Origin of the sequence: Enterobacter sp. PI-10 (assembly GCF_027947695.1) — a bacterium.
Lineage (GTDB): Bacteria > Pseudomonadota > Gammaproteobacteria > Enterobacterales > Enterobacteriaceae > Enterobacter > Enterobacter vonholyi.
In genome coordinates this window covers 133,774-148,053 of sequence record NZ_JAJNOG010000006.1, presented here as the reverse complement: position 1 = coordinate 148,053, position 14,280 = coordinate 133,774, and the positions used below count along the sequence as shown (strand labels likewise).

At 57.3% G+C, this 14,280-nt stretch carries 18 protein-coding genes; 15 read left to right on the top strand and 3 right to left on the bottom strand.

Features of this window, described 5'->3' with window-relative positions:
* Positions 1–3 precede the first annotated feature (3 nt).
* The 11 genes from cysN to rpoS all read left to right on the top strand — a co-directional run bounded on the left by cysN (position 4) and on the right by rpoS (position 8,806).
* On the top strand, positions 4–1,428 hold the full coding sequence (cysN, locus tag LRM19_RS14675; RefSeq protein ID WP_127732156.1) for a sulfate adenylyltransferase subunit CysN: 1,425 nt from the start codon (positions 4–6) through the stop codon (positions 1,426–1,428).
* Positions 1,428–2,033 (top strand): adenylyl-sulfate kinase, encoded by a 606-nt coding sequence (cysC, locus tag LRM19_RS14670; RefSeq protein ID WP_025912398.1) that lies wholly within the window; start codon positions 1,428–1,430, stop codon positions 2,031–2,033. The genes cysN and cysC overlap by 1 nt, the downstream gene beginning before the upstream one ends.
* A 58-nt stretch (positions 2,034–2,091) precedes the next feature.
* Positions 2,092–2,418, top strand: coding sequence for a DUF3561 family protein (locus tag LRM19_RS14665; RefSeq protein ID WP_008499610.1), 327 nt, complete (start codon positions 2,092–2,094; stop codon positions 2,416–2,418).
* Positions 2,419–2,584: 166 nt separating this feature from the next.
* The gene (gene ftsB, locus LRM19_RS14660) at positions 2,585–2,896 is read left to right on the top strand and encodes a cell division protein FtsB (protein WP_008499609.1); all 312 of its coding nucleotides are present in this window, start codon (positions 2,585–2,587) and stop codon (positions 2,894–2,896) included.
* Between the two features lie 19 nt (positions 2,897–2,915).
* Positions 2,916–3,626: a 2-C-methyl-D-erythritol 4-phosphate cytidylyltransferase gene (gene ispD, locus LRM19_RS14655; RefSeq protein ID WP_127732154.1), complete on the top strand. Its 711-nt coding sequence runs from the start codon at positions 2,916–2,918 to the stop codon at positions 3,624–3,626.
* Positions 3,626–4,105: a 2-C-methyl-D-erythritol 2,4-cyclodiphosphate synthase gene (gene ispF / locus LRM19_RS14650; protein ID WP_127732152.1), complete on the top strand. Its 480-nt coding sequence runs from the start codon at positions 3,626–3,628 to the stop codon at positions 4,103–4,105. The genes ispD and ispF overlap by 1 nt, the downstream gene beginning before the upstream one ends.
* The gene (gene truD, locus LRM19_RS14645; protein WP_271369221.1) at positions 4,102–5,151 is read left to right on the top strand and encodes a tRNA pseudouridine(13) synthase TruD; all 1,050 of its coding nucleotides are present in this window, start codon (positions 4,102–4,104) and stop codon (positions 5,149–5,151) included. The genes ispF and truD overlap by 4 nt, the downstream gene beginning before the upstream one ends.
* Entirely contained in the window at positions 5,132–5,893 is a 762-nt protein-coding gene (surE, locus tag LRM19_RS14640) for a 5'/3'-nucleotidase SurE (RefSeq protein ID WP_115876168.1), read from the top strand. Before truD ends, surE begins: the two co-directional genes overlap by 20 nt.
* Entirely contained in the window at positions 5,887–6,513 is a 627-nt protein-coding gene (locus LRM19_RS14635; protein WP_008499604.1) for a protein-L-isoaspartate(D-aspartate) O-methyltransferase, read from the top strand. The genes surE and LRM19_RS14635 overlap by 7 nt, the downstream gene beginning before the upstream one ends.
* A gap of 116 nt (positions 6,514–6,629) precedes the next feature.
* Complete coding sequence (gene nlpD, locus LRM19_RS14630) at positions 6,630–7,754, top strand: murein hydrolase activator NlpD (protein ID WP_039024138.1); 1,125 nt, start codon at positions 6,630–6,632, stop codon at positions 7,752–7,754.
* A gap of 59 nt (positions 7,755–7,813) precedes the next feature.
* The gene (rpoS, locus tag LRM19_RS14625; protein WP_008499600.1) at positions 7,814–8,806 is read left to right on the top strand and encodes an RNA polymerase sigma factor RpoS; all 993 of its coding nucleotides are present in this window, start codon (positions 7,814–7,816) and stop codon (positions 8,804–8,806) included.
* 52 nt (positions 8,807–8,858) lie between these two features.
* On the opposite strand, the gene LRM19_RS14620 is transcribed toward rpoS, so the two are convergent.
* Together LRM19_RS14620 and LRM19_RS14615 are read right to left on the bottom strand one after the other, a co-directional pair.
* The gene (locus LRM19_RS14620) at positions 8,859–9,236 is read right to left on the bottom strand and encodes a DUF4440 domain-containing protein (RefSeq protein WP_115876167.1); all 378 of its coding nucleotides are present in this window, start codon (positions 9,234–9,236) and stop codon (positions 8,859–8,861) included.
* Positions 9,233–10,435 (bottom strand): MFS transporter, encoded by a 1,203-nt coding sequence (locus tag LRM19_RS14615; protein ID WP_271369220.1) that lies wholly within the window; start codon positions 10,433–10,435, stop codon positions 9,233–9,235. Before LRM19_RS14615 ends, LRM19_RS14620 begins: the two co-directional genes overlap by 4 nt.
* Before the next feature lie 108 nt (positions 10,436–10,543).
* Between LRM19_RS14615 and LRM19_RS14610 the strand changes: the two genes are divergently transcribed.
* On the top strand, positions 10,544–11,431 hold the full coding sequence (locus LRM19_RS14610; RefSeq protein WP_271369219.1) for a LysR family transcriptional regulator: 888 nt from the start codon (positions 10,544–10,546) through the stop codon (positions 11,429–11,431).
* On the opposite strand, the gene LRM19_RS14605 is transcribed toward LRM19_RS14610, so the two are convergent.
* The gene (locus LRM19_RS14605; protein WP_008499596.1) at positions 11,428–11,835 is read right to left on the bottom strand and encodes a MarR family winged helix-turn-helix transcriptional regulator; all 408 of its coding nucleotides are present in this window, start codon (positions 11,833–11,835) and stop codon (positions 11,428–11,430) included. The two genes, LRM19_RS14610 and LRM19_RS14605, sit on opposite strands and share 4 nt — an antisense overlap.
* Positions 11,836–12,007: 172 nt before the next feature.
* Here LRM19_RS14605 and LRM19_RS14600 point away from each other — a divergent pair, with 172 nt between their 5' ends.
* From LRM19_RS14600 to LRM19_RS14590, 3 genes are read left to right on the top strand one after another with little or no spacing between them, the layout of a single operon-like run.
* A complete protein-coding gene (locus tag LRM19_RS14600) occupies positions 12,008–12,610 on the top strand; it encodes a non-oxidative hydroxyarylic acid decarboxylases subunit B (RefSeq protein WP_127732142.1) in 603 nt (200 codons plus the stop codon).
* Complete coding sequence (locus tag LRM19_RS14595; RefSeq protein ID WP_271369218.1) at positions 12,600–14,063, top strand: non-oxidative hydroxyarylic acid decarboxylases subunit C; 1,464 nt, start codon at positions 12,600–12,602, stop codon at positions 14,061–14,063. Before LRM19_RS14600 ends, LRM19_RS14595 begins: the two co-directional genes overlap by 11 nt.
* The gene (locus LRM19_RS14590) at positions 14,038–14,259 is read left to right on the top strand and encodes a non-oxidative hydroxyarylic acid decarboxylases subunit D (RefSeq protein ID WP_003862116.1); all 222 of its coding nucleotides are present in this window, start codon (positions 14,038–14,040) and stop codon (positions 14,257–14,259) included. Before LRM19_RS14595 ends, LRM19_RS14590 begins: the two co-directional genes overlap by 26 nt.
* Positions 14,260–14,280: the final 21 nt, after the last annotated feature.

Genomic DNA, 14,280 nt, shown 5'->3' with positions numbered 1-14,280 from the left:
GCCATGAACACCACTATTGCTCAACAAATTGCCAAAGAAGGCGGCGTGGAAGCGTATCTGCACGCGCAACAACACAAAAGCCTGCTGCGTTTTCTGACCTGCGGCAGCGTGGATGACGGGAAAAGTACCCTGATTGGCCGCCTGTTGCACGATACGCGCCAGATTTACGAAGATCAGCTCTCTTCCCTGCATAACGACAGTAAACGTCACGGCACCCAGGGTGAAAAACTCGACCTGGCGCTGCTGGTGGATGGCCTGCAGGCGGAGCGCGAGCAGGGCATCACGATTGACGTGGCCTACCGCTACTTCTCTACCGAGAAGCGCAAATTTATTATCGCCGACACTCCGGGGCACGAACAGTACACCCGCAATATGGCGACCGGCGCGTCGACCTGCGACCTGGCGATCCTGCTGATGGACGCGCGTAAAGGCGTGCTGGATCAGACCCGTCGCCACAGCTTTATCTCGACGCTGCTGGGGATCAAACACCTGGTGGTGGCGGTCAACAAAATGGATCTGGTGAACTTCAGCGAAGAAAAATTCGAGGAGATCCGCCAGAGCTATCTGACCTTTGCTGAACAGCTGCCGGGCAACCTGGATATCCGCTTTGTGCCGCTCTCGGCGCTGGAAGGGGATAACGTCGCGTCCCAAAGCGCGAACATGCCTTGGTACAGCGGCCCGACGCTGCTGGAGGTGCTGGAAACGGTTGAAATTCAGCGCGTGGTCGACACCCAGCCGATGCGCTTCCCGGTGCAGTACGTGAACCGTCCAAATCTCGATTTCCGCGGTTTCTCCGGCACCCTAGCGTCAGGCTCTGTACAGGTTGGCCAGCGCGTCAAGGTGCTGCCATCCGGTGTGGAATCGACCATCGCCCGCATCGTCACCTTTGACGGTGACCTGCAGGACGCGGGGGCCGGTGAAGCCGTAACGCTGGTGCTGAAAGACGAAATTGATATCAGCCGGGGCGATCTTCTGGTAGACGCGCAGGAAACGCTGGCGGCGGTACAGGGCGCGTCCGTGGATGTGGTGTGGATGGCGGAGCAACCGCTGACGCCGGGCCAGAGCTACGACATCAAAATTGCCGGCAAGAAGACCCGCGCCCGCGTGGACGGTATTCAGTTCCAGGTGGACATCAACAATCTGACCCAGCGCGAGGTTACCGAGCTGCCGTTGAACGGTATTGGTCTGGTCGATCTGACCTTCGACGAACCGCTGGTGCTGGATCCGTATCAGCAGAACCCGGTGACGGGCGGGCTTATCTTTATCGACAGGCTGACCAACGTTACCGTCGGGGCCGGTATGGTACGCGAACCGATTAAACAGGCTGCCGTGGCCTCTGAATTCAGCGCCTTTGAGCTGGAACTGAACGCGCTGGTGCGTAAACACTTCCCGCACTGGGGCGCGCGCGATCTGCTGGGAGGCAAGTAATGGCCGCCCATGATGAGAACGTCGTCTGGCATCCTCATCCGGTCACCGTCGCCCAGCGCGAACAGCTCCACGGTCACCGTGGGGTTGTACTCTGGTTTACCGGACTGTCCGGCTCGGGTAAATCGACGGTGGCGGGCGCGCTGGAAGAGGCGCTTTATCAGCAGGGCGTAAGCACCTACCTGCTGGATGGCGACAACGTGCGCCATGGCCTGTGCAGCGATTTAGGGTTCAGCGACGACGACCGCAAAGAGAACATCCGCCGGGTCGGGGAAGTCGCCAGCCTGATGGCCGACGCCGGACTGGTGGTGCTGACCGCGTTTATCTCTCCGCACCGCGCCGAGCGCCAGATGGTGCGCGAACGCGTCGGCCAGGATCGCTTTATCGAGGTGTTTGTGGATACGCCACTGGAGGTCTGCGAAGCGCGCGACCCGAAAGGGCTGTACAAAAAAGCGCGTGCCGGAGAATTGCGCAACTTCACCGGAATTGACGCGGTATACGAAGCGCCTGAATCGCCTGAAATTCACCTGGAAGGTCAACAATTGGTAACAAATTTAGTAAGCCAATTATTAGACCTGCTCAGACGGGACGATATTATCAGATCCTGAGACGGTATCGTTCGGGAGCTGTCTTCCCGAACGATGAGTCACGGTCACAGGACTAGCTATGCGCAACAGTGAACATTACATCACCACCACCGGGTCGGAGCCGCTTGCGACCGACGACGAAACGACCTGGTCATTTCCTGGGGCCATCATTGGCTTCGTCTCATGGCTGCTGGCGCTGGGTATTCCGTTTCTCATCTACGGCGGCAACACGCTGTTCTTCTTTCTCTACACCTGGCCTTTCTTTCTGGCGCTGATGCCCGTGGCGGTTGTCGTTGGCATTGCGCTGCACTCGTTGCTCAACGGTAAGCTCCTGTACAGCACCGTGGTCACGATTGTGACGGTGGTTCTGATGTTTGGTCTGTTATTTTTGTGGCTCATGGGCTAACTTCAGCCATAATTCAAACCGTAACCAACTGTGTAACGATATTGTGCAGGACGATTCTGCGGAAAAAATGTGGTACATTTGCCCGCGATGTTGCGGCATCTCTATTACCCCGGCGTAGTGCTCTGGGGAAGTCTTGGGATGATGATGCCGTTTTTCAGGGGGCAGGATGGGTAAACTAACGCTGCTGTTGCTGGCTTTGCTAATCTGGCTGCAATATTCGCTGTGGTTCGGTAAGAACGGACTGCACGACTATAGCCGGGTAAGCGATGACGTCGCGGCTCAGCAGGCAACAAACGCCAAACTTAAGGCGCGAAACGATCAACTCTTTGCTGAAATTGATGACCTCAATGGCGGGCAAGAGGCGATTGAGGAACGCGCACGCAATGAACTCAGTATGACTAAGCCGGGCGAAACCTTTTATCGTCTGGTTCCGGATGCGTCTAAACGCAATCAGGGCTCAGCACAAAATAATCGATAATCAGGCCCAGGATTACGACATGGCAGTAACTTTTTCGGACGTATGCGCCGTGGTGCCGGCCGCAGGTTTTGGCCGGCGCATGCAGACAGAATGTCCCAAGCAGTACCTCTCTATTGGCGATAAAACGATCCTCGAGCACGCCGTGGCGGCGCTGCTGGCGCACCCGCGGGTGACGCGGGCGATCATCGCTATCAGCCCGGGTGATGCGCGCTTCGCGCAGCTCCCGCTGGCAAATCATCCACAGATTACCGTTGTCGATGGCGGTGCCGAGCGCGCCGATTCCGTGCTGGCAGGCATTCAGGCTGCCGGAAATGCCCCGTGGGTACTGGTTCATGACGCGGCGCGTCCGTGCCTGCATCAGGACGATCTCGCTCGCCTGCTGTCGCTGAGCGAAACCAGCAAAGTGGGTGGCATTCTGGCCGCCCCCGTGCGCGACACCATGAAGCGCGCCGAGCCGGGCAAACGGGCTATCGCCCACACCGTCGATCGCGTCGATCTATGGCACGCGCTGACGCCGCAATTTTTCCCCCGCGAATTACTCCACGACTGCTTAACGCGCGCGCTTAACGAAGGTGCGACCATTACGGACGAAGCCTCTGCGCTGGAGTACTGCGGTTTCCATCCTGAGCTTGTTGAAGGACGTGCTGATAATATTAAAGTGACGCGTCCGGAAGATTTACAGCTCGCGGAATTTTATCTTACCCGTTCGACCCATCAGGAGAAGGCATAATGCGAATTGGACACGGTTTTGATGTACACGCCTTTGGCGGTGAAGGCCCAATTATCATTGGCGGCGTGCGCATTCCTTATGAAAAAGGGCTGCTGGCGCATTCTGATGGCGACGTGGCGCTGCATGCGCTGACCGACGCGCTGTTGGGCGCTGCCGCGCTGGGTGATATTGGCAAGCTGTTCCCGGACACCGATCCGGCGTTCAAAGGGGCGGACAGCCGCGAACTGCTGCGCGAAGCGTGGCGCCGCATCCAGGCGAAAGGCTATACCATTGGCAACGTCGACGTGACGATTATTGCTCAGGCCCCGAAAATGCTGCCGCACATTCCGCAGATGCGCGTGTTTATTGCGGAAGATCTGGGTTGCCATATGGACGACGTGAACGTCAAAGCGACGACGACCGAGAAGCTGGGCTTTACCGGCCGTGGCGAAGGGATTGCCTGTGAAGCCGTGGCGCTGCTGGTGAAGGCGAGCAAATGACAGACTTCGACAACCTGACATACCTGCACGGTAAGCCGCAGGGGAACGGGGTGCTGAAAGCCAGCCCGGAAGATTTCCTCGTGGTCGAGGATCTGGGCTTTGAGCCGGATGGCGAAGGCGAACATATCCTGGTGCGTATTCTGAAAAATGGCTGCAATACCCGCTTTGTGGCCGACGCGCTGGCAAAATTCCTCAAAATTCATGCCCGCGAAGTGAGCTTTGCCGGGCAGAAAGATAAACACGCCGTCACGGAACAGTGGCTCTGCGCGCGCGTTCCCGGCAATGCGATGCCTGATTTAAGCAAATTTGAGCTTGAGAGCTGTAAGGTACTGGAATATGCCCGCCACAAGCGCAAACTGCGTCTGGGGGTGTTGAAAGGCAACGCCTTTACGCTGGTGCTGCGCGAAGTGACTGACCGAGAAGACGTTGAAAAACGTCTGAACGCCATCAGCGACCGCGGCGTACCGAACTACTTTGGCGCGCAGCGCTTTGGCATCGGCGGCAGCAACCTGCAGGGCGCGCTGCGCTGGGCGCAAAGCGATGCGCCGGTACGTGACAGGAATAAACGCAGTTTTTGGTTGTCGGCAGCCCGCAGCGCGTTGTTTAATCAGATTGTGAGCGAAAGGCTGAAAAAACCGGACGCGAATCAAGTTGTTGTTGGCGATGCGCTACAATTAGCGGGACGCGGAAGCTGGTTTGTGGCAACGGCCGAAGAGATGGCTGATGTGCAGTCGCGCGTGGACGCAAAAGCGCTGATGATTACCGCCGCGTTGCCCGGTACGGGCGACTGGGGAACCCAGGGGGAGGCCCTGGCCGCCGAGCAGTCAGCCGTGGCGGATGCGCCAGAATTGCAGTCCTTGCTGGTGCGGGAAAAAGTCGACGCGGCACGCCGCGCGATGCTGCTCTATCCGCAGCAGTTAAGCTGGAACTGGTGGGATGACGTGACCGTCGAGTTACGCTTCTGGCTGCCGGCAGGCAGCTTTGCCACCAGTGTTGTCAGGGAACTTATCAACACCTCGGGTGATTATGCGAATATTGCTGAGTAACGATGACGGTATCCACGCGCCAGGCATTCAGACCCTGGCGAAACACCTCCGCGAATTTGCGGACGTGCAGGTCGTGGCGCCCGATCGTAACCGCAGTGGAGCGTCTAACTCTTTGACGCTGGAGTCGTCGCTTCGCACCTTTACCTTTGATAATGGCGATATTGCCGTGCAGATGGGAACGCCAACCGACTGCGTTTTTCTGGGCGTGAACGCGCTGATGCGGCCTCGTCCGGATATCGTCGTCTCCGGCATCAACGCCGGGCCTAACCTCGGCGATGACGTGATTTACTCCGGCACCGTGGCGGCCGCAATGGAAGGGCGCCATCTGGGGTTCCCGGCGCTGGCGGTCTCGTTAAATGGCCACACGCACTACGACACCGCTGCCGCGGTAACCTGTTCGATCCTGCGGGCGCTTGGCCGTGAGCCGCTGCGTACCGGGCGCATTCTTAATATCAACGTGCCGGATCTTCCTCTTGATGAAATTAAAGGCATCCGCGTCACCCGTTGCGGGAGCCGACATCCTGCCGATCAGGTGATCCCGCAGCAGGATCCTCGCGGCAACACGCTTTACTGGATTGGCCCTCCCGGCGACAAGTGCGATGCGGGTCCGGATACCGACTTTGCCGCCGTGGATGAAGGCTATGTTTCGGTTACTCCGCTGCACGTAGATTTAACCGCGTATAGCGCGCATGATGTGGTGTCGGGCTGGCTGGATCGCGCAGGAGTGAACGCGCAATGGTAAACAAACGTGTACAAACTCTTCTGGAACAACTCCGCGCGCAGGGGATCCGCGACGAGCACGTGCTCGAAGCGCTCGCCCTGGTTCCGCGTGAAAAATTTGTAGACGAGGCGTTTGAACACAAAGCGTGGGAAAACGTGGCGCTGCCCATCGGACAGGGCCAGACGATTTCGCAGCCTTACATGGTGGCACGCATGACGGAGCTGCTGGAGCTGACGCCCGACTCCCGCGTGCTGGAGATTGGCACTGGGTCGGGGTATCAGACCGCGATCCTGGCGCATCTGGTTCATCATGTATGCTCCGTTGAGCGGATCAAAGGTTTACAGTGGCAGGCGCGTCGTCGCCTGAAACAACTTGATTTACATAATGTTTCGACACGACACGGTGATGGATGGCAGGGTTGGAAGGCGCGCGCCCCGTTTGACGCGATCATCGTGACGGCGGCCCCGCCTGAAATTCCTGCAGCCCTGTTGTCGCAGCTGGATGAGGGGGGCATTCTGGTTCTGCCTGTCGGGGACGAGCAGCAGTTGTTGAAGCGCGTTCGTCGGCGCGGCGGCGAGTTTATTATCGACACCGTGGAAGCCGTGCGCTTTGTGCCTCTGGTGAAGGGGGAGTTGGCCTGAGACTCGGAATTATCCAGGGTTATTAAGGCAAATTCAGCGTATGGTGTGGCGCGAAAGATTCGTGCCATCACGGTAAATTTTAAGTCACTGGTAGTTAACACATTCCTGGGGGATAAATGAGCGCGGGAAGCCCTAAATTCACCATCAGCCGTGTTGCGGCATTATCACTGGTTTCGCTCTGGCTGGCAGGCTGTACAAGTTCAAACAACGCGCCTGCGCCCGTGAGTTCCGTCGGCGGAAACAGCGGCTCCGGTAACACGTCCAGCGGAATGTTAATCACGCCGCCACCTAAAATGGGGACGGCTGCACCGCAGCAAACACCACAAATTCAGCCTGTGCAACATCCTGTTACACAGCCAGTACAGGTTCAGCCAGTTGAACAACCTGTTCAGACCCAAAATGGCCGCATAGTCTATAACCGCCAGTATGGGAACATTCCGAAAGGCAGCTACACCGGTGGCAGCACCTATACCGTGAAACGCGGCGATACGCTGTTCTACATTGCGTGGATCACCGGGAACGATTTCCGTGACCTCGCGCAGCGCAATAACGTCCAGGCCCCATATGGTCTGGAAGTCGGGCAAACGCTCCAGGTGGGCAACGCGACGGGGACGCCGCTTACGCCTGGCAACACCGTTTCAGCGGCCGATGTAACAGCTCAAAATAACAGCGTTAAGCCTGCACAAAAATCCACCACGGTGGTTGCTTCACAACCTGTAATTACGTATTCTGAGGATTCAGGTGATCAGACTGCTAACAAAATGTTGCCGAATAATAAAGGGACTGCGACTGCTGTCACAGCACCGGTTACGGCACCTGTGGTTAGCTCTACTGAACCGACTGCCAGCAGTATGACCTCCAGTTCGCCGATTTCTGCATGGCGCTGGCCGACTGACGGCAAGGTTATCGAGAACTTCTCTTCCTCCGAAGGGGGAAATAAAGGGATCGATATCGCAGGGAGTAAAGGACAGGCTATCATCGCGACCGCAGATGGACGCGTTGTGTATGCCGGTAACGCCCTGCGCGGTTACGGTAATCTTATTATCATCAAACATAACGATGATTACCTGAGTGCCTACGCCCATAACGACACAATGCTGGTCCGGGAACAACAAGAAGTTAAGGCGGGGCAAAAAATCGCTACCATGGGTAGCACCGGAACCAGTTCTACACGCTTGCATTTTGAAATTCGTTACAAGGGGAAATCCGTAAACCCGCTGCAGTACTTGCCGCAGCGATAATTTGACGGGGCATGCCAGCCAGGGTGTCTCGTTCAGGGATCACGGGTAGGAGCCACCTTATGAGTCAGAATACGCTGAAAGTTCATGATTTAAATGAAGACGCGGAATTTGATGAGAACGGAGTAGAGGCTTTTGACGAAAAAGCCTTAGTAGAAGAGGAACCCAGTGATAACGATTTGGCTGAAGAAGAGCTGTTATCGCAGGGTGCCACACAGCGTGTACTGGACGCGACTCAGCTTTACCTTGGGGAGATTGGTTACTCCCCACTGCTAACGGCCGAAGAAGAAGTCTATTTCGCACGTCGTGCTTTGCGTGGTGATGTTGCCTCGCGTCGTCGCATGATTGAAAGTAACCTGCGACTGGTCGTAAAAATTGCCCGCCGTTACGGCAATCGTGGTCTGGCTCTGCTGGATCTGATTGAAGAGGGCAACTTAGGTCTCATCCGCGCAGTTGAGAAGTTTGACCCGGAACGCGGGTTCCGTTTCTCAACCTACGCGACCTGGTGGATTCGTCAGACCATCGAACGGGCTATTATGAACCAGACCCGTACGATCCGCCTGCCGATTCACATCGTCAAAGAGTTGAACGTTTATCTGCGCACCGCGCGCGAGTTGTCCCATAAACTGGACCACGAGCCAAGCGCAGAAGAGATTGCCGAACAACTCGATAAACCGGTTGATGACGTAAGCCGTATGCTGCGTCTCAACGAGCGCATTACCTCCGTTGACACCCCGCTGGGTGGCGACTCCGAAAAAGCGCTGCTGGACATCCTGGCCGATGAAAAAGATAACGGTCCGGAAGACACCACGCAGGACGATGACATGAAACAGAGCATCGTCAAATGGCTGTTCGAACTGAACGCCAAACAGCGTGAAGTGCTGGCACGTCGTTTCGGTTTACTGGGGTATGAAGCTGCGACACTGGAAGACGTCGGCCGCGAAATTGGCCTGACCCGTGAACGTGTTCGTCAGATTCAGGTTGAAGGTCTGCGCCGCCTGCGTGAAATCCTGCAGGGGCAAGGTCTGAACATCGAAGCGCTGTTCCGCGAATAAGCAACCTTTCGTCAAAAAAGGCCCGTCGTGAGACGGGCCTTTTTCTTTTGCGCTACGGCTTAGCCGTTTCGTGCAGCAGACGCCACACTATCCGATCGCCTTCCTGATTAAGCACCGCAGTTGACCAGCGCACGTTGACGGGCAGGTCCGTCCGGGTTTGCGTCTCCCGGTAGTGGAGCACCGCGCCACGATCCCAACGCTGGATCGTGGATAATTCGTCAATGACGATCTTCAGTCCGGGACGGCTTCCACGCTGTTTTTCCAGAAAACTGGCCAGGCCGATATAGTCGATCTGAACACCGCCCGGTGGGATCATCAGAAAATCTGGGCTGAAGCGGGCGAGCAGGGCGTCGGGATCGCCTTCACCTTTGCCTAACCAGTCTTCAAGCGCAATGTGGAGGTCGATAATGTCGTGTTCGAAAGGCGTCATGAATTCTCCTGTCGCAGCTGATTTAGCACCTGCGTATTGTTAAGACGAAAAACGTACGGTACAGGCAGCAAGGTCATGCCTGCAGCAAAAATAAACATCCCGTGCCAGGCGGCGAGTGGTGTCAGCCACGCCTGCGCCAGGTTCAGCACCTGCGCAAGCAGCAGGGCACCGGCAAAAAAACTCAGCTGACGATTGAGATTCCACAGCGCGCTGGCATCCGGCATCTCGTCCCGGCGCGTTGTCAGAAACGCGCTGCTCTGAGCTGTACTGCTGCACAGGCTTCCCCCCGCGCCCATCAGGGCAAACGCGACGGCAGGCAACAGCGTTGACGAGCTGACGTCAATCAAAAGCAGAATACCCGCCGCCTGCAAAAGGCAGCCGATGACTATCAGCGGTCGGGGGCCGATACGGTTAAAATAACGTCCCGTCGCCGTGATGGCGAGAAACGATGCCACAGACCACGGCAGCATGAGCATTCCCGTTGCGGCTGGGCTCATGTTCGCCTCGTGCTGAAGATAAAACATGGCCGTGACGTTCACCCCAATAAATATGCCGGGGACGCATAAATAGACAAGCATGGAAAAACGCAAAAGCGGGTCCGCGAGCAAGGGCAGGTTTAGCAATCTGGCCGCGTTCATCGTGGGTTTTTCGTGTTTAAGCCACAGACAGGCCAGAACAAAGGTCACGATAGCCACCGGGAGCGTGGCGAAAAAGATCCATCGCCAGCCCAGCGTCTGAACCAGCACGCCGCCGATAGCCGGGGAGCAGGCCGGGGCAAGCAACGCAACCAGCATCACTACCGAGGAGAGTCGGGCCCGCTCGTGAGGCCTGAACTGTTGCCAGGTCAGCGCCTGTCCGACGGGGATCAGTAAGCCTCCTCCCACGCCCTGAAGCACTCGCCAGGCAATCAGAGTTTCCAGCGTTGCAGACATGCCCGCTGCAGCTGAGGTTGCGCTGAACAGAAAAAGCGAAAGCAGGATGACGCGCTTTGGCCCGATGCGACGCGTGAGCACGCTGCTGAACGGGATCGCCAGCGTCAGACCGGCAATATACCCGTTACTGACCCAGGCAAGGGCAGAAGGCGTGGTGTTAAAGGCGTGAGCCATCGCCGGAAAGGCGACGCTGGCAATAAACATGTTGATCAAATCAAGAAAAAAGCCCAGCAGATAGACAACGGCAACTTTGCTGCGATACGTCATGGTGGATCCTCCGGTGAGGTGGCGTATCGTATCGGCTCGGGAATCACGGATAAACCTGACAAAGCGCGATATACTGTCAAAAATATTTTGACAGTATAGGGCGTGACGATGATTAACCTACAGCGGACGCAGATGTTTGTCGCAGTGGCCGACACCGGCAGTTTTACGGCGGCCGCCGAGGCGATGGGGCTGACAAAAGCGGTGGTTAGCTTCAATATCCGCCAGCTTGAAGATGAGCTGGGCGTTACGCTGCTGCTGCGCTCCACCCGCCGCCTGACGTTAACCGAGGCGGGCGCGCTTTTTCATCAGCGCAGCGTGGCGCTTCTGAAGGACGCCGAACGGCTGCAGGATGATGTCCGCGCGAACCATGCGGGGCTCACCGGCGAACTGCGGATCACGACCACGCCTGAGTTTGGCTCCCGGGTAGTGGTGCCGTTGCTGGCAAGATTTAGCCACCAACACCCGGATCTTCGCGTACGACATGCTTCGTCGTCACTGCCTGCTGATCTTATCTCGGAGCGTTTTGACGTGGCCATCCGGCTGGGCACGCTTGTCGATTCGCGCAACCACGCCGCACTGATTTCTCACTTTTCTATTCTCCCCGTCGCAACGCCCGAGTGGCTTGTGAGAAACCCGATCGAATCTCTTGCGCAGCTGGCGCAGGCCGACTGGATTATCCACGAGCGCCTGGCCTCACCGCTGCGCTGGCAGGTGAAAAATGCCAGCGGCGCGCCTGAAACGCTCGAGATAAAAAAGGCGCCGCGCCTGTTTGCCGACAGCGCTCAGGCCCTTATGGCTTTTGCGCTCGCAGGCGGTGGGGTGGCGTTACTGCCGGAATGGCTGGTGCGTGATGCGCTTGGTGCGGGAACGCTGGTGACGGTTTTACCGGAGTATACCTTTGCGCGGCAAGGGATCTATGCGGTCTATCCTGATGCCCGGCATGTGCCAGCGAAAGTGCGCACCTTTATCGATTTTATGCGCACCAGCGTGAATTAATCGTGCATCATCTTTTTGATGAGAGCCGAGAACTGCTCCCGCTCGGCCTTGTTAAGACGGCCTAAAAAGGCCTCATCAACCTCATTGCCTACCGGCTTACAGTCTGCAAGCAGGGCCTCACCTTCTGGCGTGAGGAAGACAAAGCGACGGCGCTTATCCGCAGGGTCGTGCTCGCGTTTGACCAGCCCGCGCGCCTCCATGCGGCTGAGCATTTCCGCCAGGGTCGCTTTGGTGCTGACCGCGACTTCAGTCAATGCCACCTGTTCGATGCCCGGATGCTCGGCAATAGAGCGCATCACCGCATACTGCGGCTTGGTCAGCTCCGGCAGGGCATGTTGCCACTTCGCGGTATGCTGTTGAAAAAGCTGACGTAACAGGTGGAACGCCTCTTGTCTTAGTTCCATGAACACTCCGACAGAAAAAATCACCCCCTATGATAGCTGCTAAAGCCCGGGATGATAATGCGGCATTTTTTAGCATTTAGTGTGATCGTATGCGAACGATATTGTCAGAAAAAGTATTCGGGGGTAGTTTATTGATAATGTTCGTACACGAACAAAATGACTGAGGTGATGAATGAGATTGATCGTGGGAATGACGGGGGCAACGGGTGCTCCGCTGGGCGTGGCGCTGCTGCAGGCGCTGCGGGAAATGCCGGAAGTAGAGACGCATCTGGTGATGTCGAAGTGGGCAAAAACCACCATTGAGCTGGAAACGCCTTACGCCGCCCAGGACGTTGCTGCGCTGGCTGACGTTGTCCATAGCCCGGCTGACCAGGCCGCCACCATCTCCTCCGGTTCGTTTTGTACCGACGGCATGATCGTCATTCCCTGCAGCATGAAAACGCTGGCCGGGATCCGCGCGGGCTATGCCGAAGGGCTGGTGGGCCGTGCGGCGGATGTGGTGCTGAAAGAGGGGCGTAAGCTGGTGCTGGTGCCCCGTGAAACGCCGCTCAGCACCATTCATCTGGAGAATATGCTTGCGCTCTCCCGCATGGGCGTGGCGATGGTGCCGCCTATGCCTGCGTATTACAACCATCCGCAAACCGCCGATGACATCACCCAGCATATTGTGACCCGCGTGCTTGACCAGTTTGGCCTGGAGCATAAAAAGGCGCGCCGCTGGAACGGGTTGCGGGAGGCGAAACATTTTTCACAGGAGAATAAAGATGGCATTTGATGATTTGAGAAGCTTCCTGCAGGCGCTCGATGAGCAAGGGCAACTGCTGAAAATTGAGGAAGAGGTTAACGCCGAGCCCGATCTGGCGGCGGCAGCCAACGCGACCGGCCGCATCGGTGACGGCGCCCCCGCGCTGTGGTTCGACAATATTCGCGGGTTTACCGATGCCCGCGTGGTGATGAACACCATCGGCTCCTGGCAGAACCATGCCATTTCGATGGGGCTGCCGGCGAACACGCCGGTGAAAAAGCAGATCGACGAGTTTATCCGTCGCTGGGATAAATTTCCTATTGCGCCAGAACGCCGCGCCAATCCGGCCTGGGCGCAGAATACGGTGGACGGCGAAGACATTAACCTGTTCGATATTCTGCCGCTGTTCCGTCTGAACGACGGAGACGGGGGTTTTTATCTCGATAAAGCGTGCGTCGTCTCGCGCGATCCACTTGACCCGGATAACTTCGGCAAGCAGAACGTTGGCATCTACCGCATGGAAGTGAAGGGCAAGCGCAAGCTCGGCCTGCAGCCGGTACCGATGCACGATATTGCTCTGCATCTGCACAAAGCCGAAGAGCGTGGCGAAGACCTGCCGATTGCCATTACCCTCGGCAACGATCCGATCATTACGCTGATGGGCGCGACGCCGCTGAAATACGATCAGTCAGAGTATGAAATGGCCGGCGCGCTGCGTGAAAGCCCATATCCGATTGCCACCGCGCCGCTGACCGGCTTCGACGTGCCATGGGGTTCTGAAGTGATCCTGGAAGGGGTGATTGAAGGCCGTAAGCGCGAAATTGAAGGGCCGTTCGGCGAGTTTACTGGGCACTACTCCGGTGGTCGTAACATGACGGTTGTGCGTATCGACAAAGTTTCTTACCGCACCAAACCGATTTTCGAATCCCTTTATCTCGGTATGCCGTGGACCGAGATTGATTATCTGATGGGGCCAGCCACCTGCGTGCCGCTCTACCAGCAGCTGAAAGCGGAATTCCCGGAAGTGCAGGCGGTGAATGCGATGTATACCCACGGTCTGCTGGCGATTATCTCCACCAAAAAACGCTACGGCGGTTTTGCCCGCGCGGTCGGCTTGCGCGCCATGACCACGCCGCACGGCCTGGGCTACGTGAAGATGGTGATCATGGTGGATGAGGATGTCGACCCGTTCAACCTCCCGCAGGTGATGTGGGCGCTGTCATCGAAGGTCAACCCGGCAGGCGATCTGGTGCAGTTGCCGAACATGTCGGTGCTGGAACTCGATCCTGGATCCAGTCCGGCGGGCATTACCGACAAACTGATTATCGATGCCACCACGCCTGTCGCGCCGGACACCCGTGGCCACTATAGCCAGCCGGTACAGGATCTGCCTGAAACCAAAGCCTGGGCTGAAAAACTGACCGCGATGCTGGCTTCACGTCAATATGGAGGAAAAGATGATTTGTCCACGTTGTGCCGATGAGCATATTGAAGTGATGGCGACGTCGCCGGTGAAAGGGGTCTGGACCGTTTACCAGTGCCAGCATTGTCTGTATACCTGGCGAGATACCGAACCGTTGCGTCGTACCAGCCGCGAGCATTACCCTGAAGCGTTCCGCATGACGCAGAAGGATATTGACGAGGCGCCGCAGGTGCCAACGATCCCGCCGCTGCTGTAAAGACAGCCCGGTGGCGCTGCG

Excerpts from the sequence above, each read along its gene's own strand:
- ispF (WP_127732152.1), top strand. The coding sequence starts at position 3,626 with ATGCGAATTGGACACGGTTTTGATGTACACGCCTTTGGCGGTGAAGGC.
- LRM19_RS14620 (WP_115876167.1), bottom strand. The coding sequence starts at position 9,236 with ATGACGCCTTTCGAACACGACATTATCGACCTCCACATTGCGCTTGAA.
- LRM19_RS14600 (WP_127732142.1), top strand. The coding sequence starts at position 12,008 with ATGAGATTGATCGTGGGAATGACGGGGGCAACGGGTGCTCCGCTGGGC.
- surE (WP_115876168.1), top strand. The coding sequence starts at position 5,132 with ATGCGAATATTGCTGAGTAACGATGACGGTATCCACGCGCCAGGCATT.
- LRM19_RS14605 (WP_008499596.1), bottom strand. The coding sequence starts at position 11,835 with ATGGAACTAAGACAAGAGGCGTTCCACCTGTTACGTCAGCTTTTTCAA.
- LRM19_RS14590 (WP_003862116.1), top strand. The coding sequence starts at position 14,038 with ATGATTTGTCCACGTTGTGCCGATGAGCATATTGAAGTGATGGCGACG.
- LRM19_RS14595 (WP_271369218.1), top strand. The coding sequence starts at position 12,600 with ATGGCATTTGATGATTTGAGAAGCTTCCTGCAGGCGCTCGATGAGCAA.
- cysC (WP_025912398.1), top strand. The coding sequence starts at position 1,428 with ATGGCCGCCCATGATGAGAACGTCGTCTGGCATCCTCATCCGGTCACC.
- LRM19_RS14635 (WP_008499604.1), top strand. The coding sequence starts at position 5,887 with ATGGTAAACAAACGTGTACAAACTCTTCTGGAACAACTCCGCGCGCAG.
- rpoS (WP_008499600.1), top strand. The coding sequence starts at position 7,814 with ATGAGTCAGAATACGCTGAAAGTTCATGATTTAAATGAAGACGCGGAA.
- ispD (WP_127732154.1), top strand. The coding sequence starts at position 2,916 with ATGGCAGTAACTTTTTCGGACGTATGCGCCGTGGTGCCGGCCGCAGGT.
- LRM19_RS14615 (WP_271369220.1), bottom strand. The coding sequence starts at position 10,435 with ATGACGTATCGCAGCAAAGTTGCCGTTGTCTATCTGCTGGGCTTTTTT.
- LRM19_RS14665 (WP_008499610.1), top strand. The coding sequence starts at position 2,092 with ATGCGCAACAGTGAACATTACATCACCACCACCGGGTCGGAGCCGCTT.
- cysN (WP_127732156.1), top strand. The coding sequence starts at position 4 with ATGAACACCACTATTGCTCAACAAATTGCCAAAGAAGGCGGCGTGGAA.
- nlpD (WP_039024138.1), top strand. The coding sequence starts at position 6,630 with ATGAGCGCGGGAAGCCCTAAATTCACCATCAGCCGTGTTGCGGCATTA.
- ftsB (WP_008499609.1), top strand. The coding sequence starts at position 2,585 with ATGGGTAAACTAACGCTGCTGTTGCTGGCTTTGCTAATCTGGCTGCAA.
- LRM19_RS14610 (WP_271369219.1), top strand. The coding sequence starts at position 10,544 with ATGATTAACCTACAGCGGACGCAGATGTTTGTCGCAGTGGCCGACACC.
- truD (WP_271369221.1), top strand. The coding sequence starts at position 4,102 with ATGACAGACTTCGACAACCTGACATACCTGCACGGTAAGCCGCAGGGG.